We start from the raw sequence: 26,193 nt of genomic DNA on the forward strand, positions 1-26,193 counted from the left end.
ATAAAACATGGCACGTGTTAAAGGTGGCGTTGTATCACGCAAACGTCGTAAACGTATTCTTAAATTAGCAAAAGGTTACTATGGAGCTAAACACATCTTGTTCCGTACTGCAAAAGAACAAGTAATGAACTCTTACTACTATGCATACCGTGACCGTCGTCAGAAAAAACGTGACTTCCGCAAATTGTGGATCACTCGTATCAACGCGGCAGCTCGTATGAACGGACTTTCATACTCACAATTGATGCATGGTTTGAAATTGGCTGAGATCGAAGTTAACCGTAAAATGCTTGCTGACTTGGCTGTTAACGATGCAGCAGCTTTCACAGCTCTTGCAGATGCAGCTAAAGCAAAACTTGGTAAATAATAACTGATAAGACTGGAACAGGATTGTCCCAGTCTTTTTAAAAATAAAGGAGAAGAATATGGCTTCAAAAATGCTACACACTTGCTTGCGAGTAGAAAATCTTGAAAAATCAATCGCATTTTATCAAGATGCTTTTGGTTTTAAAGAATTGCGTCGCAGAGATTTTCCAGACCATGCCTTCACGATTGTCTATCTAGGACTTGAGGGTGACGACTATGAGTTGGAGTTGACTTATAACTACGATCACGGTCCTTATGTGGTTGGAGATGGATTTGCCCACATCGCCCTCAGTACACCTGATCTTGAGGCACTTCATCAAGAGCACAGTGCCAAAGGATATGAAGTGACTGAGCCAAATGGTCTACCAGGAACTGCACCTAATTATTACTTTGTCAAAGACCCTGATGGCTACAAGGTCGAAGTCATTCGTGAAAAATAATCTCGTGAGGTCAAGTAGAATGTTCGTTTTCTACTTGACTTTTTTTAGCTGAAAGAGTATACTAATAAAAATTTAACCTTTAAGGGGAGTCCAGAGAGACTCACAAGGTGTCAGATAAAAGAATAGTGCAATTTTCTAGAGGAGACTTTTTGAGTGTGCTCTCTTGTGTTGTACGATTTTAACTGAGGCCTTGCACTAGCAAGGTCTTTTCTTTGTCTGGTCCCCTTAAAATTTAAGGAGGAAAAGTCATGAATCCCACATGTAAGAAACGTTTGGGTGCCATTCGTTTGGAAACCATGAAGGTGGTTGCACAGGAGGAAATTGCGCCAGCAATCTTTAAATTAGTCCTAGAAGGGGAAATGGTTGAAGCTATGCGAGCAGGTCAATTTCTTCATCTGCGTGTGCCTGATGATGCTCATCTCTTGCGTCGCCCTATTTCAATTTCGTCTATTGATAAGGCTAATAAGCAGTGTCATCTTATTTATCGGATTGAGGGGGCTGGAACCGCTATTTTCTCAACCTTAAGTCAGGGAGATACTCTTGATGTGATGGGTCCTCAGGGAAATGGTTTTGACTTGTCTGACCTTGATGAGCAGAGTCAGGTTCTCTTAGTTGGAGGGGGGATTGGTGTACCTCCTCTGCTTGAGGTGGCCAAGGAATTGCATGGACGTGGAGTGAAAGTAGTGACAGTCCTCGGTTTTGCTAATAAGGATGCTGTTATTTTAGAGACGGAATTAGCTCAATATGGTCAAGTCTTTGTAACGACAGATGATGGTTCTTATGGTATCAAGGGAAATGTTTCCGTTGTTATCAAGGATTTAGATAATCAGTTTGATGCTGTTTACTCATGTGGGGCACCTGGAATGATGAAGTATATCAATCAAATCTTTTATGACCACCCAAGAGCCTATCTATCTCTGGAATCTCGTATGGCTTGTGGGATGGGTGCCTGCTATGCCTGTGTCCTAAAAGTGCCAGAAAGCGAGACGGTCAGCCAACGCGTCTGTGAAGATGGCCCTGTTTTCCGCACAGGAACAGTTGTATTATAAGGAGAAAATTATGACTACAAATCGTTTACAAGTTTCTCTACCAGGCTTGGATTTGAAAAATCCGATCATTCCAGCATCAGGCTGTTTTGGTTTTGGACAAGAGTATGCCAAGTACTATGATTTAGACCTTTTAGGTTCTATTATGATCAAGGCGACAACCCTTGAAGCCCGTTTTGGCAATCCAACTCCAAGGGTGGCAGAAACACCCGCTGGTATGCTCAATGCAATTGGCTTACAAAATCCTGGTTTGGAAGTTGTTTTGGCTGAAAAGTTACCTTGGCTGGAAAGAGAATATCCAAATCTTCCTATTATTGCTAATGTGGCTGGTTTTTCAAAACAAGAGTATGCAGCTGTTTCTCATGGGATTTCCAAGGCAGCTAATGTAAAGGCTATTGAGCTCAATATTTCTTGCCCCAATGTTGACCACTGTAATCATGGACTTTTGATTGGTCAAGACCCAGATTTGGCTTATGATGTGGTGAAAGCAGCTGTGGAAGCCTCTGATGTGCCAGTTTATGTCAAATTAACCCCTAGTGTGACCGATATCGTTACTGTCGCAAAAGCTGCAGAAGATGCGGGAGCAAGCGGCTTAACCATGATCAATACTCTAGTTGGAATGCGCTTTGACCTCAAAACCAGAAAACCAATCTTGGCCAATGGAACAGGTGGAATGTCTGGTCCAGCAGTCTTTCCAGTAGCCCTCAAACTCATCCGCCAAGTCGCCCAAACAACAGACCTGCCTATCATTGGAATGGGGGGAGTGGATTCGGCTGAATCTGCCCTAGAAATGTATCTGGCTGGAGCATCTGCAATCGGAGTTGGAACAGCCAACTTTACCAATCCATATGCCTGTCCTGATATCATCGAAAAGCTACCAAAAGTCATGGATAAATACGGCATTAGCAGTCTGGAAAATCTCCGCAAGGAAGTAAAAGAGTCTCTGAGGTAAACTGCAATCAATCTGTTCTTGATTTTTTATTAGTTTGTAATATGAATTTCAGAGAATTTTGGTACAATAAAATAAATAAGAACAGAGGAAGAAGGTTAATGAAGAAAGTAAGATTTATTTTTTTAGCCCTGCTATTTTTCTTAGCTAGACCAGACAGTGTAATGGCCAGTGATGGTACTTGGCAAGGAAAACAATACCTGAAAGCAGATGGCAGTCAAGCAGCCAATGAGTGGGTTTTTGATGCTCATTATCAATCTTGGTTTTATATAAAAGCAGATGCCAACTATGCTGAAAATGAATGGCTGAAACAAGGTGACGACTATTTTTATCTCAAATCTGGTGGCTATATGGCCAAGTCAGAATGGATAGAAGACAAGGGAGCCTTCTATTATCTTGACCAAAATGGAAAGATGAAAAGAAATGCTTGGGTAGGAACTTCCTATGTTGGTGCAACAGGTGCCAAAGTAATCGAAGACTGGGTCTATGATTCTCAATACGACGCTTGGTTTTATATCAAAGCAGATGGAGAGCACGCAGAGAAAGAATGGCTCAAAATTAAAGGGAAGGACTATTATTTCAAATCCGGTGGTTATCTACTGACAAGTCAGTGGATTGACCAGGCTTATGTGAATGCCAGTGGCGCCAAAGTACAGCAAGGTTGGCTTTTTGACAAACAATACCAATCTTGGTTTTACATCAAAGAAACTGGAAATCATGCTGACAAAGAATGGATTTTCGAAAATGGTCACTATTATTATCTAAAATCGGGAGGCTATATGGCAGCCAATGAATGGATTTGGGATAAGGAGTCATGGTTTTACATCAAATCTGATGGTAAAATGGCTGAGAAAGAATGGTTATACGATTCTAAAGGTCAAGCCTGGTACTACTTCAAATCCGGTGGCTACATGGCGAAAAATGAGACAGTAGAAGGTTATCAGCTTGGAAGCGACGGTAAATGGCTTGGAGAAAAAGCTACAAATGAAAATGCTGCTTATTATCAAGTAGTGCCTGTCACAGCAAATGTTTATAATGCAGATGGTGAAAAGCTCTCCTATATATCGCAAGGTAGTGTCGTCTGGCTAGATAAGGATAGAAAAAGTGATGACAAGCGCCTGGCTATTACTATTTCTGGTTTGTCAGGCTATATGAAAACAGAAGATTTACAAGCGCTGGATGCTAGTAAGGACTTTATCCCTTATTATGAGAGTGATGGACACCGTTTTTATCACTATGTGGCTCAGAATGCTAGTATCCCAGTAGCTTCTCATCTTTCTGATATGGAAGTAGGCAAGAAATATTATTCGGCAGATGGGCTGCATTTTGATGGTTTTAACCTTGAGAATCCCTTCCTTTTCAAAGATTTGACAGAGGCTACAAACTACAGTGCTGAAGATTTGGATAAGGTATTTAGTTTGTTAAATATTGACAATAGTCTCTTGGAAAATAAGGGAGCTACCTTTAAGGAAGCTGAAGAACATTACCATATCAATGCCCTTTACCTCCTTGCCCATAGTGCTTTAGAAAGTGATTGGGGACGAAGTAAGATTGCCAAAGATAAGAATAATTTCTTTGGAATTACAGCCTATGACACGACCCCTTACCTTTCTGCCAAGACATTTGATGATGTGGATAAGGGAATTTTAGGTGCAACCAAGTGGATTAAGGAAAATTATATCGATAGGGGCAGAACTTTCCTTGGAAATAAGGCGTCTGGTATGAATATGGAATATGCCTCAGACCCATATTGGGGCGAAAAAATTGCTAGTGTGATGATGAAAATCAATGAAAAACTAGGTGGCAAAGATTAGTCCTATAATTGGATATGATTTGAGTCTAAGCTAAAAATCCTGATTTTAAGTTAAATCAGGATTTTTTCATGGATGAGATTTTTTCGGGGTCTGGTGTGACACGGAGGGTCTTTTGTCCTGTGTAAGTGACAAAGCCGGGTTTTCCGCCAGTTGGTTTGTTGAGTTTCTTGACTTCAATCATATCTACCTGAACCAGATTTGACAGGCGACCTTGAGAGAAGTAGGCGGCCAGCTCTGCTGCGTCTGTTTTGACTTCATCAGATGGGTCTAGATTTCCTGAGATGACAACATGACTTCCAGGAATGTCCTTGGCATGGAACCAAAGTTCTTCCTTGCGGGCCATTTTAAAGGTTAGCTCCTCATTTTGTAGGTTGTTGCGACCGACATAGATGATGGTTTTGCCATCACTGGCCAGATACTGTTCTGGCTTTTTGCGTTTCTGGATTTTTTCTCGCTGTCTTCTTCGGATAAATCCGGTTTGGATCAATTCTTCACGGATTTCGGCAATTTCTTCTAGTCCAGCTTGGTTGAGCACAGTCTCCACACTTTCCAGATAGAGAATGGTTGCCTTGGTTTCCTCAATCAGATCAGTCAAGTATTTGACAGCTTCTTTGAGTTTCTGATACCGTTTAAAATAGCGTTGGGCATTCTGGTTGGGAGTCAAGGCCTTATCAAGCGCAATGGTGATCGGTTGGTTGGTGTAGTAGTTGTCTAGGATAACCTGGTCTTGGTCGTTAGGCACTTGGTGGAGGAAGGTTGTTAGCAATTCCCCTTTTTGACGAAATTCCTCCGCATTGTCTGTCGCCAGTAACTCTTTTTCTTGTTTTTTCAGCTTATGGCGATTTTTTTGAAGTTCATTTTCAACACGGCGAATGAGTTCACTGGCTTGTTGTTTGACGCGGTCTCGCTCAGCCTTATCCTTATAGTAGGTGTCCAGCAAATCAGAAAGACTGGCAAAAGGCTCTCCCACCTGATTTGCAAAAGGAACTGGACTGAAGGAAGTCTCAGTCAAGCAGGGTTTGGTTTCTTGATTGAAAAAGTTACGGAAAGTAGATAGTTTATCACTAACCAGTATCCTTTCCAATTCATTTGCTGTATCGCGTCCCAGACCTTGAAAGAGGCTTTGAAGATTTTTAGCTGTCGTTTCCTGTGTTTGCAGGATTTCAAAGAGTTTCTCGTCCTTGATCGTAAAAGGATTGAGAGATTCCGTACTTGGCGGAGCAATGTAGGTCGACCCAGGAAGCAAGGTACGGTAGCTATTTTGTGAAAAGCCGACGTGTTTAATGACTTCGAGGATTTTGTGGCTACTTTTATCAACCAGTAGAATATTACTGTGTTTACCCATAATCTCGATAATCAAGGTAGCCTGGATATGGTCTCCAATCTCGTTTTTATTGGAAACTGTAATTTCCACAATACGGTCATTTTCCACTTGCTCAATCGACTCAATCAGGGCACCCTGCAAATATTTTCTCAAAACCATGATAAAGGTGGAAGGTTGGGCTGGATTTTCAAAAGTCGTTTGGGTCAGCTGAATGCGTCCAAAAACTGGATGGGCAGAGAGGAGCAGGCGATGACTTTGGCGATTGCTGCGGATTTGCAAGACCAACTCTTGTTCAAAAGGCTGATTGATTTTCTGGATGCGACCGTTCACTAACTCTCTTCGTAATTCCTCAACCATGTGGTGTAAAAAAAATCCGTCAAATGACATCGTTCTCTCCTTGTGATTGTATTCCATAGTATTATATCAAAAAGGTAGAATAAAATCATGGAAATGTGGTATAATAAAGCCAAGTAAAGAGAAACGAGAAGCACATGTATATTGAAATGGTAGATGAAACTGGTCAAGTTTCAAAAGAAATGTTGCAACAAACCCAAGAAATTTTGGAATTTGCAGCCCAAAAATTAGGCAAAGAAGACAAGGAGATGGCAGTTACCTTTGTGACTAACGAGCGTAGTCATGAACTCAATCTTGAGTACCGTGACACAGACCGTCCGACAGATGTCATCAGCCTTGAGTATAAACCAGAATTGGAAATTGCCTTTGACGAGGAAGATTTGCTTGAAAATCCGGAATTGGCAGAGATGATGTCTGAGTTTGATGCCTATATTGGGGAACTGTTCATCTCTATTGATAAGGCTCATGAGCAGGCCGAGGAATATGGCCATAGCTTTGAGCGTGAGATGGGCTTCTTGGCAGTACACGGCTTTTTACATATCAACGGCTATGATCACTACACTCCGGAAGAAGAAGCAGAGATGTTCGGTTTACAAGAAGAAATTTTGACAGCCTATGGACTCACAAGACAATAAACGAAAATGGAAAAATCGTGACCTGATATCCAGTTTAGAATTTGCTCTCACAGGAATTTTTACTGCTATCAAGGAAGAACGCAATATGCGAAAACATGCAGTAACGGCTCTTGTAGTCATTCTTGCAGGTTTTGTTTTTCAGGTGTCACGAATCGAATGGCTCTTTCTCCTATTGAGCATTTTCTTGGTAGTAGCCTTTGAAATTATCAATTCTGCTATTGAAAATGTGGTGGATTTGGCCAGTCATTATCACTTTTCCATGCTGGCTAAAAATGCCAAGGATATGGCGGCTGGCGCGGTATTAGTGGTCTCTCTTTTCGCAGCCTTAACAGGCGCATTGATTTTTCTCCCACGAATCTGGGATTTATTATTTTAAACAGTAAGAGGAAATTATGACTTTTAAATCAGGCTTTGTAGCCATTTTAGGACGTCCCAATGTTGGGAAGTCAACTTTTTTAAATCATGTCATGGGGCAAAAGATTGCCATCATGAGTGATAAGGCGCAGACAACGCGCAATAAAATCATGGGAATTTACACGACTGATAAGGAACAAATCGTTTTTATCGACACACCAGGGATTCACAAACCTAAAACAGCTCTCGGAGATTTCATGGTTGAGTCTGCCTACAGTACCCTTCGCGAAGTGGACACCGTTCTTTTCATGGTGCCTGCTGATGAAGCGCGTGGTAAGGGAGACGACATGATTATCGAGCGTCTCAAGGTTGCTAAGGTTCCTGTGATTTTGGTGGTGAATAAAATCGATAAGGTTCACCCAGACCAGCTTTTATCTCAGATCGATGATTTCCGTAACCAAATGGACTTCAAGGAAATTGTTCCAATCTCAGCTCTTCAGGGGAATAATGTGTCTCGTCTAGTGGATATTTTGAGTGAAAATTTGGATGAAGGATTCCAGTATTTCCCGTCTGATCAAATCACAGACCATCCAGAACGTTTCTTGGTTTCAGAGATGGTCCGTGAGAAAGTCTTGCACCTAACTCGTGAAGAGATTCCGCATTCGGTAGCAGTAGTTGTGGATTCTATGAAACGAGACGAAGAGACAGACAAGGTGCATATCCGTGCAACTATCATGGTTGAGCGCGATAGTCAAAAAGGCATTATCATCGGTAAAGGTGGCGCTATGCTTAAGAAAATCGGTAGTATGGCCCGTCGTGATATCGAACTCATGCTAGGAGACAAGGTCTTCCTAGAAACATGGGTCAAGGTCAAGAAAAACTGGCGCGATAAAAAACTAGATTTGGCTGACTTTGGCTATAATGAAAAAGAATATTAAGTAGAGGTGGGCTCATGCCTGCTTCTTGTTTTTACAGAAGGAGGACTTATGCCTGAATTACCTGAAGTTGAAACGGTTCGTCGTGGCTTAGAAAAATTGATTCTAGGTAAGAAAATTTCGAGTATAGAAATTCGCTATCCCAAGATGATTAAGACAAATCTGGACGAGTTTCAAAAGGAAGTGCCTGGTCAGATTGTTGAGTCAATGGGACGTCGTGGCAAATATTTGCTTTTTTACCTGACAGACAAGGTCTTGATTTCCCATTTACGGATGGAGGGCAAGTATTTTTATTATCCGAACCAAGTTCCTGAACGCAAGCATGCCCATGTTTTCTTCCAGTTTGAGGATGGTGGCACGCTTGTTTATGAGGATGTTCGCAAGTTTGGTACTATGGAACTCTTGGCGCCTGACCTTTTGAAAGCCTACTTTATTTCTAAAAAACTAGGTCCGGAGCCGAAAGAGCAGGATTTTAATTTGCAGGTCTTTCAAACTGCTCTTACCAAGTCCAAAAAGCCTATCAAATCCCATCTCCTAGACCAGACCTTGGTTGCTGGTCTTGGCAATATCTATGTGGATGAGGTTCTCTGGCGAGTTCAGGTTCATCCAGCAAGACCTTCTCAGACTTTGACTGCAGCAGAAGCGTCAGCCATTCATGACCAGACCATTGCTGTATTGGGTCAGGCTGTTGAAAAAGGTGGCTCGACCATTCGGACTTATACCAATGCCTTTGGGGAAGACGGAACCATGCAGGATTTTCATCAGGTCTATGACAAGGCTGGTCAAAAATGCTCACGCTGTGGAACTGTGATTGAGAAAATTCAACTAGGCGGACGTGGAACCCACTTTTGTCCAAACTGTCAAAGGAGGGACTGATGGGAAAAATCATTGGAATCACAGGAGGAATTGCCTCTGGTAAGTCAACTGTGACAAATTTTTTAAGAAAACAAGGTTTTCAAGTGGTGGATGCTGACGCAGTTGTACACCAGCTACAGAAATCTGGTGGTCGTCTGTTTGAGGCTCTAGTCCAGCACTTTGGTCAAGAAATCATTCTAGAAAACGGAGAACTCAATCGCCCTCTCCTAGCTAGTCTCATCTTTTCAAATCCTGATGAACGGGAATGGTCTAAACGAATCCAAGGGGAGATTATTCGTGAAGAACTGGCTACTTTGAGAGACCAGTTGGCTCAGACAGAAGCTATCTTTTTCATGGATATTCCCTTGCTTTTTGAACAGGACTACAGCGCTTGGTTTGATGAGACATGGTTGGTCTATGTGGATCGAGATGTCCAAGTAGAACGTTTAATGAAAAGAGACCACTTGTCCAAAAATGAAGCTGAATCTCGTCTGGCAGCCCAGTGGCCTTTAGAGAAAAAGAAAGATTTGGCTAGTCATGTTTTAGATAACAATGGAAATCTGGACCAGCTTCTTACTCAAGTGCGTATCCTTCTCGAGGGAGGTGCACAAGATGACAGAGATTAACTGGAAGGATAATTTGCGCATTGCCTGGTTTGGTAATTTTCTGACAGGAGCCAGTATTTCTTTGGTTGTGCCCTTTATGCCCATTTTTGTGGAAAATCTAGGTGTTGGGAGTGAGCAAGCTGCTTTTTATGCAGGCTTGGCTATTTCTGTATCTGCTATTTCCGCGGCGCTCTTTTCTCCTATCTGGGGAATCCTTGCTGACAAATACGGAAGAAAACCCATGATGATTCGAGCTGGACTTGCCATGACCATTACTATGGGAGGCTTAGCCTTTGTCCCAAATATCTATTGGCTAATCTTTCTTCGTTTACTGAATGGTGTATTTGCAGGTTTTGTTCCTAATGCAACAGCCCTGATAGCCAGTCAGGTTCCCAAGGAGAAATCAGGCTCTGCCTTAGGTACTCTGTCTACAGGCGTAGTTGCAGGTACTCTAACTGGTCCTTTTATTGGTGGCTTTATCGCAGAATTATTTGGCATTCGTACGGTTTTCTTACTGGTTGGTAGTTTTTTATTTTTAGCTGCTATTTTGACTATTTGCTTTATCAAGGAAGATTTTCAACCAGTAGCCAAGGAAAGGGCTATTCCAACAAAGGAATTATTTACATCGGTCAAATATCCCTATCTTTTGGTCAATCTCTTTTTAACCAGTTTTGTCATCCAATTTTCAGCCCAATCGATTGGTCCTATTTTGGCTCTTTATGTGCGTGACTTAGGGCAGACAGAGAATCTTCTTTTTGTATCTGGTTTGATTGTATCCAGTATGGGCTTTTCCAGTATGATGAGTGCGGGAGTTATGGGCAAGCTAGGTGACAAGGTGGGCAATCATCGTCTCTTGGTTGTCGCCCAGTTTTATTCAGTCATCATCTATCTCCTCTGCGCCAATGCTTCTAGCCCCCTCCAACTGGGACTCTATCGATTCCTCTTTGGCTTGGGAACCGGTGCGCTGATTCCCGGGGTCAATGCGCTACTCAGCAAAATGACTCCCAAAGCCGGCATTTCGAGGGTCTTTGCCTTCAATCAGGTATTCTTTTATCTGGGTGGTGTCGTTGGTCCTATGGCAGGTTCTGCAGTAGCAGGACAATTTGGCTACCATGCAGTCTTTTATGCGACAAGCCTTTGTGTTGCCTTTAGTTGTCTCTTTAACCTGCTTCAATTTCGAACATTATTAAAAGTAAAGGAAATCTAGTGCGAGTAAAAATTAATCTCAAATGCTCCTCTTGTGGCAGTATCAATTACCTAACCAGTAAAAATTCAAAAACCCATCCAGACAAGATTGAGGTTTTAAAGTATTGTCCCAAGGAAAGAAAAGTAACCCTACATCTTGAATCTAAGTAGATTTTATGGTAAAATAATAAGGATTTTAAGGAGTTTGATATGTATAACCTATTATTAACCATTTTATTAGTATTATCTGTTGTGATTGTGATTGCGATTTTCATGCAACCAACCAAAAACCAATCCAGCAATGTATTTGATGCCAGCTCAGGTGATTTGTTTGAACGCAGTAAAGCACGCGGTTTTGAAGCTGTAATGCAGCGTTTGACAGGGATTTTAGTCTTTTTCTGGCTAGCCATTGCCTTAGCATTGACGGTATTATCAAGTAGATAAGAAAATAATGGGCAGGACTAGGTCTTTGCCTCTTTTTATTTTTAAAGGATGTTTGAGAAGGTTTTACAGTAAAAGAAAATTAAAAAATCTAGAAAGAAAATATGAAAGATAGAATAAAAGAATATTTACAAGATAAGGGAAGGGTGACTGTCAATGACTTGGCTCAAGCTTTGGGAAAAGACGGTTCCAAGGATTTTCGTGAGTTGATTAAAACCTTGTCCCTAATGGAAAGAAAGCACCAGATACGCTTTGAAGAAGATGGCAGTCTGACCTTGGAAGTTAAGAAAAAACATGAGATTACCCTCAAGGGGATTTTTCATGCCCATAAAAATGGCTTTGGCTTTGTCAGTCTGGAAGGGGAAGAGGACGACCTTTTTGTAGGAAAAAACGATGTCAACTATGCTATTGATGGTGATACCGTTGAGGTCGTCATCAAAAAAGTCGCTGACCGAAACAAGGGAACAGCAGCGGAAGCAAAAATTATTGATATCCTAGAACGTAGCTTAACAACCGTTGTCGGTCAAATAGTTCTGGATCAGGAAAAACCTAAGTATGCTGGTTACATCCGTTCGAAAAACCAGAAAATCAGCCAACCGATTTATGTTAAGAAACCTGCCCTTAAACTAGAAGGAACAGAAGTTCTCAAGGTCTTTATCGACAAATACCCAAGCAAGAAACATGATTTCTTTGTCGCGAGCGTCCTTGATGTGGTGGGGCATTCAACGGATGTCGGAATTGATGTCCTTGAAGTTTTGGAGTCTATGGACATTGTCTCAGAATTTCCAGATGCAGTTGTTAAGGAAGCAGAAAGTGTGCCGGATGCTCCGTCTCAAAAGGATATGGAAGGTCGTCTGGATCTAAGAGATGAGATTATCTTTACCATTGACGGTGCAGATGCCAAGGACTTGGATGATGCAGTGCATATCAAGGCCTTGAAAAATGGCAATCTGGAGCTTGGAGTTCACATCGCAGATGTTTCCTACTATGTGACCGAGGGTTCTGTCCTTGATAAGGAAGCCCTTAACCGTGCGACTTCAGTCTATGTGACAGACCGTGTGGTTCCAATGCTTCCAGAACGACTGTCAAATGGCATTTGCTCCCTTAATCCTCAAGTTGACCGTCTGACCCAGTCTGCCATTATGGAGATTGATAAACATGGTCGTGTGGTCAACTACACTATTACACAAACGGTTATCAAGACCAGTTTTCGTATGACCTATAGTGATGTCAATGATATCTTAGCAGGTGACGAGGAGAAGAGACAAGAGTATCAGAAAATTGTTCCTAGTATAGAACTTATGGCCAAGCTCCATGAAATTTTAGAAAACATGCGTGTGAAACGTGGAGCCCTCAATTTCGATACCAATGAAGCCAAGATTTTGGTTGATAAACAAGGTAAGCCTGTTGATATCGTTCTTCGTCAGCGTGGAATTGCCGAGCGCATGATTGAGTCCTTTATGTTGATGGCCAATGAAACAGTTGCCGAGCATTTTAGCAAGCTGGATTTGCCTTTTATCTATCGGATTCACGAGGAGCCTAAGGCTGAAAAGGTTCAAAAGTTTATTGATTATGCTTCGAGTTTTGGCTTGCGCATTTATGGAACTGCCAGTGAGATTAGCCAGGAGGCTCTCCAAGACATCATGCGTGCTGTTGAGGGAGAACCTTATGCAGATGTATTGTCCATGATGCTTCTTCGCTCTATGCAGCAGGCTCGCTATTCGGAGCACAATCACGGCCACTATGGATTAGCGGCTGATTATTACACTCACTTTACCAGTCCGATTCGCCGTTATCCAGACCTTCTTGTTCACCGTATGATTCGTGATTACGGCCGTTCTAAGGAAATAGCAGAGCATTTTGAGCAAGTAATCCCAGAGATTGCAACCCAGTCCTCAAACCGTGAGCGTCGTGCTATCGAGGCCGAGCGTGAAGTCGAAGCCATGAAAAAGGCTGAGTATATGGAAGAATACGTGGGTGACGAGTACGATGCAGTTGTATCAAGTATTGTCAAATTCGGTCTCTTTGTCGAATTGCCAAACACAGTTGAAGGCTTGATTCACCTCACCAATCTACCTGAATTTTATCATTTCAATGAGCGTGATTTGACCCTTCGTGGGGAGAAATCAGGAACAACCTTCCGTGTAGGTCAACAAATTCGTATTCGCGTTGAAAGAGCTGATAAGATGACAGGTGAAATTGACTTCTCTTACATTCCAAGTGAGTTTGATGTGATCGAAAAAGGCTTGAAACAGTCTAATCGTAGTGACAGAGGGCGTGGTTCAAGTCGTCGTTCAGATAAGAAGGAAGACAAGAGAAAATCAGGACGCTCAAATGATAAGCGCAAGCATTCACAAAAAGACAAGAAGAAAAAAGGAAAGAAACCTTTTTATAAGGAAGTAGCTAAGAAAGGAGTTAAGCATGGCAAAGGGCGAGGGAAAGGTCGTCGCACAAAATAAAAAGGCGCGTCATGACTATACAATCGTAGATACGCTAGAGGCAGGGATGGTCCTGACTGGAACTGAAATCAAGAGTGTACGAGCTGCTCGAATCAATCTCAAAGATGGCTTTGCCCAAGTAAAAAATGGAGAAGTCTGGTTGAGCAATGTTCACATCGCTCCTTACGAAGAGGGTAATATCTGGAATCAAGAACCAGAACGCCGTCGCAAACTCTTACTCCATAAAAAGCAAATCCAAAAGTTGGAACAAGAGACTAAAGGAACAGGAATGACCCTGGTTCCCCTAAAAGTCTATATTAAAGATGGCTATGCCAAGCTCCTTTTAGGCCTAGCTAAAGGGAAGCATGACTACGACAAACGGGAGTCTATCAAACGTCGTGAACAAAATCGAGACATTGCGCGCGTGATGAAAGCTGTTAATCAGCGATAAAAAGAGGAAATGAAAATGGAAAAATTAGTTGCCTATAAACGCATGCCTTTATGGACTAAAGAAACCATGCCAGAGGCTGTTCAGCAGAAACACAATACCAAGGTTGGGACTTGGGGGAAAATTACTGTTTTGAAGGGAACTCTCAAGTTTATTGAATTGACAGAGGATGGTGAGGTTCTAGCTGAACATCTCTTTGAAGCAGGAGCCGACAATCCCATGGCACAACCTCAAGCTTGGCATCGAGTGGAGGCTGCCACAGATGATGTGGAATGGTATTTGGAATTTTATTGTAAACCTGAGGATTATTTCCCTAAGAAATACAATACCAATCCTGTTCATTCAGAGGTTCTAGAGGCCATGCAGTCAGTAAAACCAGGGAAAGCCTTGGATTTGGGCTGTGGTCAAGGTCGTAATGCACTCTTTCTAGCCCAGCAAGGTTTCGATGTGACAGCTGTGGATCAAAATGAACTGGCCCTTGAAATCTTGCAAAGCATTGTTGAGCAGGAAGATTTGGACATGCCTGTTGGTCTTTACGATATCAATTCAGCTAGCATTGGTCAAGAGTATGATTTCATCGTATCGACAGTTGTTTTGATGTTTCTGCAAGCAGACCGCATTCCTGAAATTATCAAAAATATGCAGGAGAAAACCGCGGTCGGTGGCTATAACCTTATCGTTTGTGCCATGGACACGGAGGATTATCCTTGCTCAGTTAACTTCCCATTCACCTTTAAGGAAGGCGAACTAGCGAACTATTACAAGGACTGGGAATTGGTCAAGTACAATGAAAATCCAGGCCATTTGCACCGTCGCGATGAGAATGGCAATCGTATTCAACTACGCTTTGCGACCATGCTAGCTAAGAAAATCAAGTAAACATACATGAAGATTAGGAGAATTTCCTGATCTTTTTTCTTTTTTACGAATAGATAAGATAGAAGAATTGACAAAAATACGCATTATAAGTATAATTTTAGCTAGAAAGGTGACCATAAATGACAATCACAGGTAAGGAAATGGTAAAATTATACTCAATGAAAATCAAAGAGCAAACTAGGAAGCTGGCCGCAGGCTGTACTTGAGTACGGCAAGGATAAGCTGACGTGGTTTGAATTTGATTTTCGAAGAGTATTAGCTCTTGCAAATGGATGGATTGAAGTACGTAAGAGAGGAAGTCATCATCATTTTAAGAAAGAAGGGGTTCCCTATCTTGTCACTATTCCAGTTCACGGTAATGAGGATTTAGGAAAAGGTCTAGAGAGAAAAATATTAAAAGATTTGGGATTATAGTTGATTTGGAAATTGTGGAGGTGTATTATGCTAAAATCTTATCCTGCTATTTTTCATAAAGAAGGCACTGGATACTGGGTTGAATTTCCTGAATTTGGAGGCGGGACTGAAGGAGCAACGATTGAACTTGCAATGAAAAATGCTCGGGAAATGCTTGAGAGTGTTTTAGCTTCTTATATTGATGAAGGATTGGCTCTACCTACTCCTAGTGACATTTCTATGTTGAAAGCTTCTGATGGATTTGTGACTTTGATTCAGGTCAATCCCTTGCCTTTCGTAAAGAATAATAAAGCGATTCGAAAAAATGTTACGGTTCCAGAGTGGCTAGTCAGACTTGCAGATCGTGAGAAAGTGAACTATTCTGAAGTGTTGACACAAGCTCTTGAAAGTCGCTTGCAACTCTAAAATTATAGAGTGATGAAGATTAGGAAATTTCCTGATCTTTTTTCTTTTTTTACGAATAATATAGAAAAGGGGGAAAATCATGTTTGTTGCGAGAGATGCTAGGGGAGAGTTGGTAAATGTGTTAGAGGATAAGCTGGAGAATCAAGCCTAAACCTGCCCAGCTTGTGCAGGTCAGCTCCGTTTGCGTCAAGGACCAAGTGTCCGGACCCATTTTGCACATAAATCTTTAAAAGACTGTGATTATTCCTCTGAAAATGAAAGTCCAGAACACCTGTCCAATAAGGAAGTCCTCTATCATTGGTTGAAGACAGAGGCTGAGGTGCAATTAGAATACCCGCTTCCAGAGCTTAAACAGATTGCAGATGTATTTGTAAATGGCAATCTAGCTTTAGAAGTTCAGTGTAGTCCCTTGCCTCAAAAAATTCTTAAAGAGCGTAGTGAGGGCTATCGTAGTCAGGGTTACCAAGTACTGTGGTTGCTGGGAGAAAAACTGTGGCTCAAGGAGCGATTGACTCGTCTACAACAAGGTTTTCTTTATTTCAGTCAAAATATGGGCTTTTATATTTGGGAAGTAGACAAGGGAAAACAGGTTTTAAGGCTTAAATACCTGATTTACCAGGATCTCCGAGGCAAACTCCATTATCAGATTAAGGAATTTCCCTATGGTCAGGCTAGTCTACTGGAGATATTGCGTCTTCCCTATAAGAAACAAAAAATATCTCATTTTACAGTTTCTGAGGATAAGGACATCTGTCGCTATATCCGGCAACAATTGTATTATCAAAATCCTTTTTGGATGAAAGAACAAGCAGAAGCCTATCAAAAGGGAGAGAATATCCTGACTTATGAGCTAAAAGCATGGTATCCCCAAATTAGACCACTAGTGGGCAAATTTTTCCAGATTGAACAAGACTTGAATAGCTATTATCAGCACTTTTTCACCTATTATCAAGAAAATCCTCAAAATGATTGGCAAAAGCTCTATCCACCAGCCTTTTATCAGCAATATTTCTTGAAAAATATGGTAGAATAGAAAGGATGGAGGAATCTAATGGTATTACAAAGACATGAAATAAATGAAAAAGATACATGGGATCTATCAACGATCTACCCAACTGACCAGGCTTGGGAAGAAGCCTTAAAAGATTTAACAGAACAATTGGAGACAGTAGGCCAGTATGAAGGCCATCTCCTAGATAGTGCGGATAGCCTACTCGAAATCACTGAAGTTTCTCTTGAAATGGAACGCCATATGGAGAAGCTTTACGTTTATGCTCATATGAAAAATGACCAGGATACACGTGAAGCCAAGTACCAAGAGTACTATGCCAAGGCCATGACTCTCTACAGTCAGCTAGACCAAGCCTTTTCATTCTATGAACCTGAATTTATGGAAATCAGTGAAAAGCAGTATGCTGACTTTTTAGAAGCTCAACCAAAATTGCAGGTTTATCAACACTATTTCGACAAGCTTTTGCAAGGTAAGGAACACGTTCTATCACAACGTGAAGAAGAATTATTGGCTGGAGCTGGAGAAATCTTTGGTTCAGCAAGTGAAACCTTCGCTATCTTGGACAATGCGGATATTGTGTTCCCTTATGTTCTTGACGATGATGGTAAGGAAGTTCAGCTATCTCATGGGACTTACACACGTTTGATGGAGTCTAAAAATCGTGAGGTGCGTCGTGGTGCCTATCAAGCTCTTTATGCGACTTATCAACAATTCCAACATACCTATGCTAAAACCTTGCAAACCAATGTTAAGGTTCAAAACTACCGTGCCAAAGTTCGCAATTACAAGAGTGCTCGTCATGCAGCCCTAGCAGCCAATTTTGTTCCAGAAAGTGTTTATGACAATTTAGTAGCAGCAGTTCGCAAGCATTTACCCCTCTTGCATCGTTACCTTGAACTTCGTTCAAAAATCTTGGGAATTTCAGATCTCAAGATGTACGATGTCTACACACCACTTTCATCTGTTGAATATAGTTTTACCTACCAAGAAGCCTTGAAAAAGGCAGAAGATGCCTTGGCAGTCTTGGGTGAGGATTACTTGAGCCGTGTTAAACGTGCCTTTAGTGAGCGTTGGATTGACGTTTATGAAAATCAAGGCAAGCGTTCAGGGGCTTACTCTGGTGGTTCTTACGATACCAATGCCTTTATGCTTCTTAACTGGCAGGACAATTTGGACAATCTCTTTACTCTTGTTCATGAAACAGGTCACAGTATGCATTCAAGCTATACTCGTGAAACGCAACCTTATGTTTACGGAGATTATTCGATCTTCTTGGCTGAGATTGCCTCAACGACCAATGAAAATATCTTGACGGAGAAATTATTGGAAGAAGTGGAAGACGACGCAACGCGCTTTGCTATCCTCAATAACTTCCTAGATGGTTTCCGTGGAACAGTTTTCCGCCAAACTCAATTTGCTGAGTTTGAACACGCCATTCACCAAGCGGATCAAAATGGTCAAGTCTTGACAAGCGATTTCCTAAATAAACTCTACGCAGACTTGAACCAAGAGTATTATGGTTTGAGTAAGGAAGACAATCCTGAAATCCAATACGAGTGGGCACGCATTCCACACTTCTACTATAACTACTATGTATACCAATATTCAACAGGCTTTGCAGCAGCCTCAGCCTTGGCTGAAAAGATTGTCCATGGTAGTCAAGAAGACCGTGACCGCTATATCGACTACCTCAAGGCAGGTAAGTCTGACTATCCACTCAATGTCATGAGAAAAGCTGGTGTTGATATGGAGAAGGAAGACTACCTCAACGATGCCTTTGCAGTCTTCGAACGTCGTTTAAATGAGTTTGAAGCCCTTGTTGAAAAATTGGGATTGGCATAAGATGGTTGAATCGTATAGTAAAAATGCCAACCATAACATGCGTCGTCCTGTTGTCAAGGAAGAAATTGTGGACTTGATGCGTCAGCGTCAAAAGCAAGTCACAGGCGATTTGAAAGAATTGGAAGACTTTGCCCGTAAGGAAAATATTCCCATCATTCCCCATGAAACGGTTGCTTATTTCCGTTTTCTCATGCAAACCATGCAACCTAAAAACATTCTGGAAATTGGGACGGCTATTGGTTTTTCTGCCCTTTTGATGGCAGAACATGCGCAAAATGCTAAGATTACAACCATTGACCGCAATCCAGAAATGATTGGTTTTGCCAAGGAAAATTTTGCCCAGTTTGATAGTCGTAAGCAAATCACTCTCCTAGAAGGAGATGCGGTAGATGTCTTATCAACCTTGACAGAGTCTTATGATTTCGTCTTTATGGATTCAGCCAAGTCTAAATACATCGTCTTTCTGCCAGAAATCCTCAAACATTTGGAAGTTGGAGGTGTGGTTGTCTTGGATGATATTTTTCAAGGCGGTGATGTTGCCAAGGACATTATGGAAGTCCGTCGAGGTCAGCGAACCATCTATCGAGGACTTCAAAGACTATTTGACGCAACCTTAGACAATCCAGGACTCACCGCAACATTAGTACCTCTGGGAGATGGCATTCTCATGCTTCGTAAAAATGTAGCAGATGTTCAATTGCCTGACAGCGAATGATTTTCAGAAAAATTTAAGAAAATATAGTAAAATAGATAGAGTAACACTTATCTCAAAGGAGTAGACATGAAGAAAAAACTATTGGCAGGTGCCATCACACTATTATCAGTAGCAACTTTAGCAGCTTGTTCGAAAGGTTCAGAAGGGGCAGACCTTATCAGCATGAAAGGGGATGTCATCACAGAACATCAATTTTATGAGCAAGTGAAAAGCAACCCTTCAGCCCAACAAGTCTTGTTAAATATGACCATCCAAAAAGTTTTTGAAAAACAATATGGCTCAGAGCTTGATGATAAAGAGGTTGATGATACTATTGCCGAAGAAGAAAAACAATATGGCGAAAACTACCAACGTGTCTTGTCACAAGCGGGTATGACTCTTGAAACACGTAAAGCTCAAATTCGTACAAGTAAATTAGTTGAGTTGGCAGTTAAGAAGGCAGCAGAAGCTGAATTGACAGATGATGCTTACAAGAAGGCCTTTGACGAATACACTCCAGATGTAACGGTTCAAATCATCCGTCTTGATAATGAAGATAAGGCCAAAGAAGTTCTCGAAAAAGCCAAGGCAGAAGGTGCTGATTTTGCTCAATTAGCCAAAGATAACTCAACTGATGAAAAAACAAAAGCAAATGGTGGAGAAATTACCTTTGATTCTGCTTCAACGGAAGTACCTGAGCAAGTCAAGAAAGCCGCTTTCGCTTTAGATGTAAATGGCATTTCTGATGTGATTACAGCAACTGGCACACAAGCCTACAGTAGCCAATATTACATTGTAAAACTCATTAAGAAAACAGAAAAATCATCTAATATTGATGACTATAAAGAAAAATTAAAAACTGTTATCTTGACTCAAAAACAAAATGATTCAACATTTGTTCAAAGCATTATCGGAAAAGAATTACAAGCAGCCAATATCAAGGTTAAGGACCAAGCCTTCCAAAATATCTTTACCCAATATATCGGTGGTGGAGATTCAAGCTCAAGCAGTAGTACATCAAACGAATAGTCCAAATCAATACAAATCTCTTTTGAGGTTTGTATTTTTTGAACTTGAGTCTGGAAATGATTCTGTAAAAACAGTAAAATTCGAAGGATTGTAAGGTAAGAGTTTTTTTCTTTCTGAAAAAATGGTATAATAGCAATCAAAACTAGAAAATAAAACGGAATTTGGAACAGATTTGTCTGTATCCTACTAGAGTGGTGATACTATGAAGATTAGTAAGAGGCACTTATTAAATTATTCCATCTTGATTCCCTACTTGCTTTTATCTATTTTGGGCTTGATTGTGGTCTATTCGACCACCAGCGCTATTTTAATTGAAGAAGGCAAGAGCGCCTTGCAATTGGTTCGAAACCAAGGAATCTTTTGGATTGTTAGTTTGATACTGATTGCCTTAATTTATAAATTGAGACTAGATTTTTTGAGAAATGAGCGACTAATCATTTTAGTTATATTGATAGAAATGCTTTTATTGTTCTTAGCTCGTTTTATTGGTATTTCCGTAAACGGGGCATACGGTTGGATTTCGGTTGCAGGAGTAACTATTCAGCCAGCTGAGTACTTAAAAATCATTATTATTTGGTATTTGGCTCACCGCTTCTCCAAACAGCAAGAAGAAATAGCTATTTATGATTTTCAAGTTTTGACTCAAAATCAATGGCTTCCCCGTGCTTTTAATGATTGGCGATTCGTTCTCCTAGTTCTGATTGGAAGTTTGGGAATTTTCCCTGATTTAGGAAATGCGACTATTTTAGTCTTAGTTTCCTTGATTATGTATACAGTTAGTGGAATCGCTTATCGCTGGTTTTCAACCATTCTGGCGCTCGTATCTGCCGCTTCTGTCTTTGTCTTGACCACTATCAGTCTAATCGGTGTTGAGACCTTTTCAAAAATTCCAGTATTTGGCTATGTAGCCAAGCGCTTTAGTGCCTTTTTTAATCCTTTTGCGGATCGTGCTGATGCGGGTCACCAGTTATCTAATTCTTATTTTGCCATGGTCAATGGCGGTTGGTTTGGTCTAGGTCTTGGAAACTCGATTGAAAAACGAGGTTATTTACCAGAAGCTCATACAGACTTTGTCTTTTCTATCGTGATTGAAGAATTTGGCTTTGTTGGTGCCAGTCTCATTTTAGCTCTCTTGTTTTTCATGATTCTGCGGATTATCTTGGTCGGTATCCGAGCGGAGAATCCTTTCAATGCCATGGTTGCACTCGGTGTCGGAGGGATGATGTTGGTTCAGGTATTTGTCAATATCGGAGGGATTTCGGGCTTGATTCCATCTACAGGAGTGACTTTCCCCTTCTTATCCCAGGGGGGGAATAGTCTTCTAGTCTTATCAGTGGCAGTGGCCTTTGTCTTAAATATTGACGCCAGTGAAAAACGCGCTAAGTTGTACCGAGAATTGGAAAATCAACCAATGAACCTTCTGTGAAGTAGAATAAAGAAAGGATAGTCTATGTCTCTTCAAAAATTAGAAAATTATAGTAATAAAAGTGTTGTGCAAGAAGAAGTATTGATTCTAACAGAATTGCTGGAAGATATTACTAAAAATATGCTTGCACCAGAGACCTTTGAAAAAATCATGCAGTTGAAAGAATTATCAACGCAGGAAGATTATCAAGGTCTAAACCGTCTAGTGACTAGCTTATCAAATGATGAAATGGTCTATATTTCACGCTATTTTTCAATCTTACCTCTTTTGATTAATATTTCAGAGGATGTGGATTTAGCTTATGAAATCAATCATCAAAATAATATTGATCAGGACTATTTAGGTAAATTATCTACAACGATCAAAATGGTTGCTGAAAAAGAAAATGCCGTTGAGATCCTAGAACACTTGAATGTTGTTCCTGTTTTGACAGCCCATCCAACACAAGTGCAACGCAAAAGTATGTTGGATTTAACAAATCATATTCATAGTCTTTTGCGTAAATACCGTGATGTTAAGTTGGGGTTGATCAATAAAGAAAAATGGCACAATGATTTGCGTCGTTACATCGAAATTATCATGCAGACAGACATGATTCGTGAGAAAAAATTAAAAGTGACTAACGAAATCACGAATGCTATGGAATATTACAACAGCTCCTTTTTGAAAGCTGTACCTCACTTGACGACGGAGTATAAGCGCTTAGCGCAAGCACATGGTCTGAATTTAAAACAGGCTAAACCAATCACCATGGGTATGTGGATAGGTGGTGACCGTGATGGAAATCCATTTGTTACTGCAGATACCTTGAAGCAGTCTGCACTCACTCAGTGTGAAGTCATCATGAACTACTATGATGAAAAGATTTACCAACTTTATCGTGAGTTTTCTCTTTCAACTAGCATTGTCAATGTAAGTAAGCAAGTCAGAGAAATGGCTCGTCAGTCCAAGGATAACTCGATTTACCGCGAAAAAGAGCTTTACCGTCGTGCCTTGTTTGATATTCAATCAAAAATTCAAGCAACAAAAACCTATCTGATTGAGGATAAGGAAGTTGGGACTCGTTATGAAACCGCCAATGATTTTTACAAGGATTTGATTGCCATTCGAGATTCTCTACTAGAAAATAAGGGCGAGTCCTTGATTTCAGGTGATTTTGTGGAATTATTGCAGGCAGTAGAGATATTTGGTTTTTACCTAGCATCAATTGATATGCGACAAGACTCTAGCGTCTATGAAGCCTGTGTGGCAGAACTCTTGAAATCAGCAGGAATTCATTCTCGCTATAGCGAGTTGAGCGAAGAAGAAAAGTGCGATCTTCTCTTGAAAGAGTTAGAAGAAGATCCCCGAATTCTTTCTGCGACTCACGCAGAAAAATCAGAATTATTAGCAAAAGAACTAGCTATTTTTAAGACGGCTCGTGTTTTGAAAGATAAGTTGGGAGATGATGTCATCCGTCAGACTATCATTTCACATGCAACCAGCCTTTCTGATATGCTAGAATTAGCTATTCTATTAAAAGAAGTAGGACTGGTGGATACGGAAAGGGCGCGTGTTCAGATTGTTCCCCTTTTTGAAACAATTGAAGACTTGGATCATTCAGAGGAAACAATGAGACAATATCTTTCTCTTCCTCTTGCCAAAAAATGGATTGCTTCACGTAATAACTATCAAGAAATCATGTTGGGCTACTCTGACAGTAATAAAGATGGCGGTTACTTGTCATCATGTTGGACCCTCTACAAGGCTCAACAACAATTGACTGCTATTGGAGATGAATTTGGCGTTAAGGTTACCTTCTTCCATGGCCGTGGTGGGACTGTCGGTCGTGGTGGTGGGCCAACCTATGAAGCCATCACATCTCAACCGCTCAAGTCTATCAAGGATCGTATCCGCTTGACGGAGCAGGGTGAAGTAATTGGCAATAAATACGGTAATAAAGACGCTGCTTACTATAACCTTGAAATGCTAGTATCGGCAGCTATTAACCGTATGATTACTCAGAAGAAGAGCGATACCAATACCTCAAATCGTTATGAAGCCATTATGGATCAAGTAGTGGACCGTAGTTACGATATCTACCGTGATTTGGTCTTTGGTAATGAGCATTTCTATGATTATTTCTTCGAGTCAAGTCCAATCAAGGCTATTTCAAGCTTTAACATTGGTTCTCGCCCAGCTGCCCGTAAGACGATTACTGAAATCGGTGGTTTGCGTGCCATCCCTTGGGTATTCTCATGGTCACAAAGTCGTGTTATGTTCCCTGGATGGTACGGGGTTGGTTCAAGCTTCAAGGAATTTATCGATAAAAATCCAGAAAATATTGCTATTTTACGAGATATGTACCAAAATTGGCCTTTCTTCCAATCGCTTCTTTCAAATGTTGATATGGTTTTGTCAAAATCAAATATGAATATTGCTTTTGAATATGCTAAACTTTGTGAAGACGAGCAAGTTAAGGCCATCTATGAGACTATTTTAAATGAATGGCAAGTTACTAAGAACGTTATCCTGGCTATTGAAGGACATGACGAACTCTTAGCTGACAATCCATATCTAAAAGCTAGTCTGGATTACCGTATGCCTTACTTTAATATTCTCAACTATATTCAGTTGGAGTTGATCAAACGCCAACGTCGTGGAGAATTGTCCAGTGATCAAGAACGATTGATTCATATCACCATCAACGGAATTGCAACAGGATTGCGTAATTCAGGCTAATCATTTTCAAAAGTGAAGATGAAAAAAATTCTAATAGACTATTGACAAGTAGTTTAAAAATGATATAATTTAACCATTCAGAAAAGTAATCGTACAAACTTTCAAGAGAGTCTGTGGTAGCTGAAAACAGATAAGTGGCGATGATGAAAATTGGGCTGAATGTTATTTAGAATTTGAAATCATAAAAATTCGGTGAGCACACCTTACAGTGCATCTCGTTATTGCGAGACAGAGCGATAGGGAAATTCCCTATAATTGAGGTGGTACCGCGCATCGACGTCCTCACACAAGTTTTTTGTGTGAGGACTTTTTTTGATGGAGGTTAGTATGGAAAGAAAACGATGGCGTCGCTTGTTTATACTCAATGAAAATCAAAGTACAAACTAGGAAGCTAGCCGCAGGCTGCTCAAAACACTGTTTTGAGGTTGTGGATAGAACTGACAGAGTCAGTATCATATACCTACGGTAAGGCGACGCTGACGTGGTTTGAAGAGATTTTCGAAGAGTATTAGATAAGTGAAGTATTTTAAAGGAATTAAAAAGGAGAAACAGAATGAAAAATAAACGTTTAATTGGAATTGTCGCTGCCTTAGCAGTCTTAGTAGCAGGAAGCTTGATTTACTCTTCAATGAATAAACCAGAATCTCAGAATAATAAGGATGAGAAGAAAATAACCAAGATTGGTGTGCTTCAATTTGTGAGCCATCCATCCCTTGATTTGATTTATAAAGGGATTCAAGCTGGACTTGCTGAAGAAGGATATAAAGATGACCAGTTGAAGATCGACTTTATGAACTCAGAAGGTGACCAAAGTAAGGTTGCGACAATGAGTAAACAATTGGTTGCAAATGGAAATGACCTTGTGGTTGGTATTGCAACACCAGCTGCTCAAGGTTTAGCTAGTGCCACAAAAGACCTACCTGTTATCATGGCCGCTATTACAGACCCAATTGGTGCTAACTTGGTTAAAGATTTGAAAAGACCAGGTGGCAACGTTACAGGGGTATCTGACCACAATCCAGCTCAACAACAAGTTGAACTCATCAAGACTCTGACACCGAATGTGAAAACAATCGGAGCTCTTTACTCAAGTAGCGAAGACAATTCAAAAACACAGGTTGAAGAATTTAAGGCTTATGCTGAAAAAGCAGGTCTGACAGTGGAAACATTTGCAGTTCCTTCAACAAATGAAATTGCCTCAACTGTCACTGTTATGACTAGCAAGGTAGATGCTATTTGGGTTCCAATTGATAACACCATTGCATCAGGATTTCCAACGGTTGTCTCTAGCAATCAAAGTTCTAAGAAACCAATTTATCCAAGTGCGACAGCTATGGTAGAAGTAGGTGGTTTGGCATCAGTTGTAGTTGACCAACATGACCTTGGTGTGGCAACTGGTAAAATGATTGCGCAAGTCTTGAAAGGTGCAAAACCAGCCGATACCCCAGTCAATGTCTTTTCAACTGGTAAGTCAGTCATCAATAAAAAAATAGCACAAGAACTAGGTATTACGATTCCTGAGTCTGTTCTCAAAGAAGCAGGACAAGTCATCGAATAAATAAGGTAGGGAGGAGGAGACTCT

25 protein-coding genes, 1 pseudogene and 1 other annotated feature are annotated in these 26,193 nt (G+C 40.8%); of the genes and pseudogenes, 25 read left to right on the plus strand and 1 reads right to left on the minus strand.

The genetic code is table 11. The features are described from left to right. Positions 1–7: 7 nt before the first annotated feature. From rplT to HT689_RS06260, 5 genes are all read left to right on the plus strand, one after another. Positions 8–367, plus strand: a complete 360-nt coding sequence (gene rplT / locus HT689_RS06240; protein WP_000124834.1) for a 50S ribosomal protein L20 — start codon at positions 8–10, stop codon at positions 365–367. Positions 368–425: 58 nt separating this feature from the next. After that, complete coding sequence (locus HT689_RS06245; protein ID WP_000157153.1) at positions 426–806, plus strand: VOC family protein; 381 nt, start codon at positions 426–428, stop codon at positions 804–806. 248 nt (positions 807–1,054) lie between these two features. After that, positions 1,055–1,855 (plus strand): dihydroorotate dehydrogenase electron transfer subunit, encoded by an 801-nt coding sequence (locus HT689_RS06250; protein WP_173226413.1) that lies wholly within the window; start codon positions 1,055–1,057, stop codon positions 1,853–1,855. Continuing rightward, positions 1,818–2,804: a dihydroorotate dehydrogenase gene (locus tag HT689_RS06255; protein ID WP_173226414.1), complete on the plus strand. Its 987-nt coding sequence runs from the start codon at positions 1,818–1,820 to the stop codon at positions 2,802–2,804. The genes HT689_RS06250 and HT689_RS06255 overlap by 38 nt, the downstream gene beginning before the upstream one ends. Before the next feature lie 41 nt (positions 2,805–2,845). Beyond that, a complete protein-coding gene (locus HT689_RS06260) occupies positions 2,846–4,615 on the plus strand; it encodes a glucosaminidase domain-containing protein (protein ID WP_173226416.1) in 1,770 nt (589 codons plus the stop codon). Between the two features lie 55 nt (positions 4,616–4,670). Here HT689_RS06260 and pavA read toward each other — a convergent pair whose 3' ends face one another. Further along, the gene (gene pavA, locus HT689_RS06265) at positions 4,671–6,326 is read right to left on the minus strand and encodes an Rqc2 family fibronectin-binding protein PavA (protein WP_173226418.1); all 1,656 of its coding nucleotides are present in this window, start codon (positions 6,324–6,326) and stop codon (positions 4,671–4,673) included. Positions 6,327–6,430: 104 nt separating this feature from the next. Here pavA and ybeY point away from each other — a divergent pair, with 104 nt between their 5' ends. The 20 genes and pseudogenes from ybeY to trpX all read left to right on the plus strand — a co-directional run bounded on the left by ybeY (position 6,431) and on the right by trpX (position 26,169). After that, positions 6,431–6,928 (plus strand): rRNA maturation RNase YbeY, encoded by a 498-nt coding sequence (gene ybeY / locus HT689_RS06270; RefSeq protein WP_000275156.1) that lies wholly within the window; start codon positions 6,431–6,433, stop codon positions 6,926–6,928. Next, positions 6,909–7,304 carry a diacylglycerol kinase gene (locus HT689_RS06275; RefSeq protein ID WP_000378166.1) on the plus strand — a complete coding sequence of 132 codons (396 nt, stop codon included), beginning with the start codon at positions 6,909–6,911 and terminating at the stop codon, positions 7,302–7,304. Before ybeY ends, HT689_RS06275 begins: the two co-directional genes overlap by 20 nt. Before the next feature lie 16 nt (positions 7,305–7,320). Further along, a complete protein-coding gene (gene era / locus HT689_RS06280; RefSeq protein WP_173226420.1) occupies positions 7,321–8,220 on the plus strand; it encodes a GTPase Era in 900 nt (299 codons plus the stop codon). Between the two features lie 48 nt (positions 8,221–8,268). Next, positions 8,269–9,093: a DNA-formamidopyrimidine glycosylase gene (gene mutM / locus HT689_RS06285; protein ID WP_173226422.1), complete on the plus strand. Its 825-nt coding sequence runs from the start codon at positions 8,269–8,271 to the stop codon at positions 9,091–9,093. Further along, entirely contained in the window at positions 9,093–9,698 is a 606-nt protein-coding gene (gene coaE, locus HT689_RS06290) for a dephospho-CoA kinase (protein ID WP_173226424.1), read from the plus strand. Before mutM ends, coaE begins: the two co-directional genes overlap by 1 nt. Next, positions 9,685–10,884 (plus strand): multidrug efflux MFS transporter, encoded by a 1,200-nt coding sequence (locus HT689_RS06295; RefSeq protein WP_173226426.1) that lies wholly within the window; start codon positions 9,685–9,687, stop codon positions 10,882–10,884. Before coaE ends, HT689_RS06295 begins: the two co-directional genes overlap by 14 nt. Continuing rightward, positions 10,884–11,033 (plus strand): 50S ribosomal protein L33, encoded by a 150-nt coding sequence (gene rpmG, locus HT689_RS06300; protein ID WP_001809104.1) that lies wholly within the window; start codon positions 10,884–10,886, stop codon positions 11,031–11,033. The genes HT689_RS06295 and rpmG overlap by 1 nt, the downstream gene beginning before the upstream one ends. A 39-nt stretch (positions 11,034–11,072) precedes the next feature. Continuing rightward, positions 11,073–11,306: a preprotein translocase subunit SecG gene (gene secG, locus HT689_RS06305; RefSeq protein ID WP_000282517.1), complete on the plus strand. Its 234-nt coding sequence runs from the start codon at positions 11,073–11,075 to the stop codon at positions 11,304–11,306. 101 nt (positions 11,307–11,407) lie between these two features. Then, positions 11,408–13,762, plus strand: coding sequence for a ribonuclease R (rnr, locus tag HT689_RS06310; RefSeq protein WP_173226428.1), 2,355 nt, complete (start codon positions 11,408–11,410; stop codon positions 13,760–13,762). Further along, a complete protein-coding gene (gene smpB / locus HT689_RS06315; protein ID WP_001051750.1) occupies positions 13,725–14,192 on the plus strand; it encodes an SsrA-binding protein SmpB in 468 nt (155 codons plus the stop codon). The genes rnr and smpB overlap by 38 nt, the downstream gene beginning before the upstream one ends. A 15-nt stretch (positions 14,193–14,207) precedes the next feature. After that, positions 14,208–15,068: an SAM-dependent methyltransferase TehB gene (gene tehB / locus HT689_RS06320; RefSeq protein ID WP_173251731.1), complete on the plus strand. Its 861-nt coding sequence runs from the start codon at positions 14,208–14,210 to the stop codon at positions 15,066–15,068. Between the two features lie 222 nt (positions 15,069–15,290). Continuing rightward, the gene (locus HT689_RS06325; RefSeq protein ID WP_115904484.1) at positions 15,291–15,482 is read left to right on the plus strand and encodes a type II toxin-antitoxin system HicA family toxin; all 192 of its coding nucleotides are present in this window, start codon (positions 15,291–15,293) and stop codon (positions 15,480–15,482) included. Positions 15,483–15,509: 27 nt separating this feature from the next. Further along, positions 15,510–15,887 (plus strand): type II toxin-antitoxin system HicB family antitoxin, encoded by a 378-nt coding sequence (locus HT689_RS06330; protein WP_173226432.1) that lies wholly within the window; start codon positions 15,510–15,512, stop codon positions 15,885–15,887. A 79-nt stretch (positions 15,888–15,966) separates the two neighbouring features. Next, positions 15,967–16,920 (plus strand): annotated as a pseudogene (locus tag HT689_RS06335) (competence protein CoiA family protein). An 18-nt stretch (positions 16,921–16,938) separates the two neighbouring features. Further along, positions 16,939–18,741 (plus strand): oligoendopeptidase F, encoded by a 1,803-nt coding sequence (gene pepF / locus HT689_RS06340; RefSeq protein ID WP_173226436.1) that lies wholly within the window; start codon positions 16,939–16,941, stop codon positions 18,739–18,741. Between the two features lies 1 nt (position 18,742). Continuing rightward, on the plus strand, positions 18,743–19,456 hold the full coding sequence (locus tag HT689_RS06345; protein ID WP_173226438.1) for an O-methyltransferase: 714 nt from the start codon (positions 18,743–18,745) through the stop codon (positions 19,454–19,456). A 66-nt stretch (positions 19,457–19,522) separates the two neighbouring features. Beyond that, complete coding sequence (prsA, locus tag HT689_RS06350; protein ID WP_138701950.1) at positions 19,523–20,464, plus strand: peptidylprolyl isomerase PrsA; 942 nt, start codon at positions 19,523–19,525, stop codon at positions 20,462–20,464. Positions 20,465–20,666: 202 nt separating this feature from the next. Next, complete coding sequence (locus HT689_RS06355; RefSeq protein ID WP_050242906.1) at positions 20,667–21,890, plus strand: FtsW/RodA/SpoVE family cell cycle protein; 1,224 nt, start codon at positions 20,667–20,669, stop codon at positions 21,888–21,890. Between the two features lie 24 nt (positions 21,891–21,914). Beyond that, positions 21,915–24,611 carry a phosphoenolpyruvate carboxylase gene (gene ppc / locus HT689_RS06360; RefSeq protein ID WP_173226440.1) on the plus strand — a complete coding sequence of 899 codons (2,697 nt, stop codon included), beginning with the start codon at positions 21,915–21,917 and terminating at the stop codon, positions 24,609–24,611. Between the two features lie 69 nt (positions 24,612–24,680). Further along, positions 24,681–24,898, plus strand: a binding site (T-box leader). Between the two features lie 266 nt (positions 24,899–25,164). Further along, positions 25,165–26,169, plus strand: coding sequence for a tryptophan ABC transporter substrate-binding protein (trpX, locus tag HT689_RS06365; RefSeq protein WP_173226442.1), 1,005 nt, complete (start codon positions 25,165–25,167; stop codon positions 26,167–26,169). Positions 26,170–26,193 lie beyond the last annotated feature (24 nt).

This window comes from Streptococcus sp. 2342, assembly GCF_013276795.1.
Taxonomy (GTDB): Bacteria; Bacillota; Bacilli; order Lactobacillales; family Streptococcaceae; genus Streptococcus.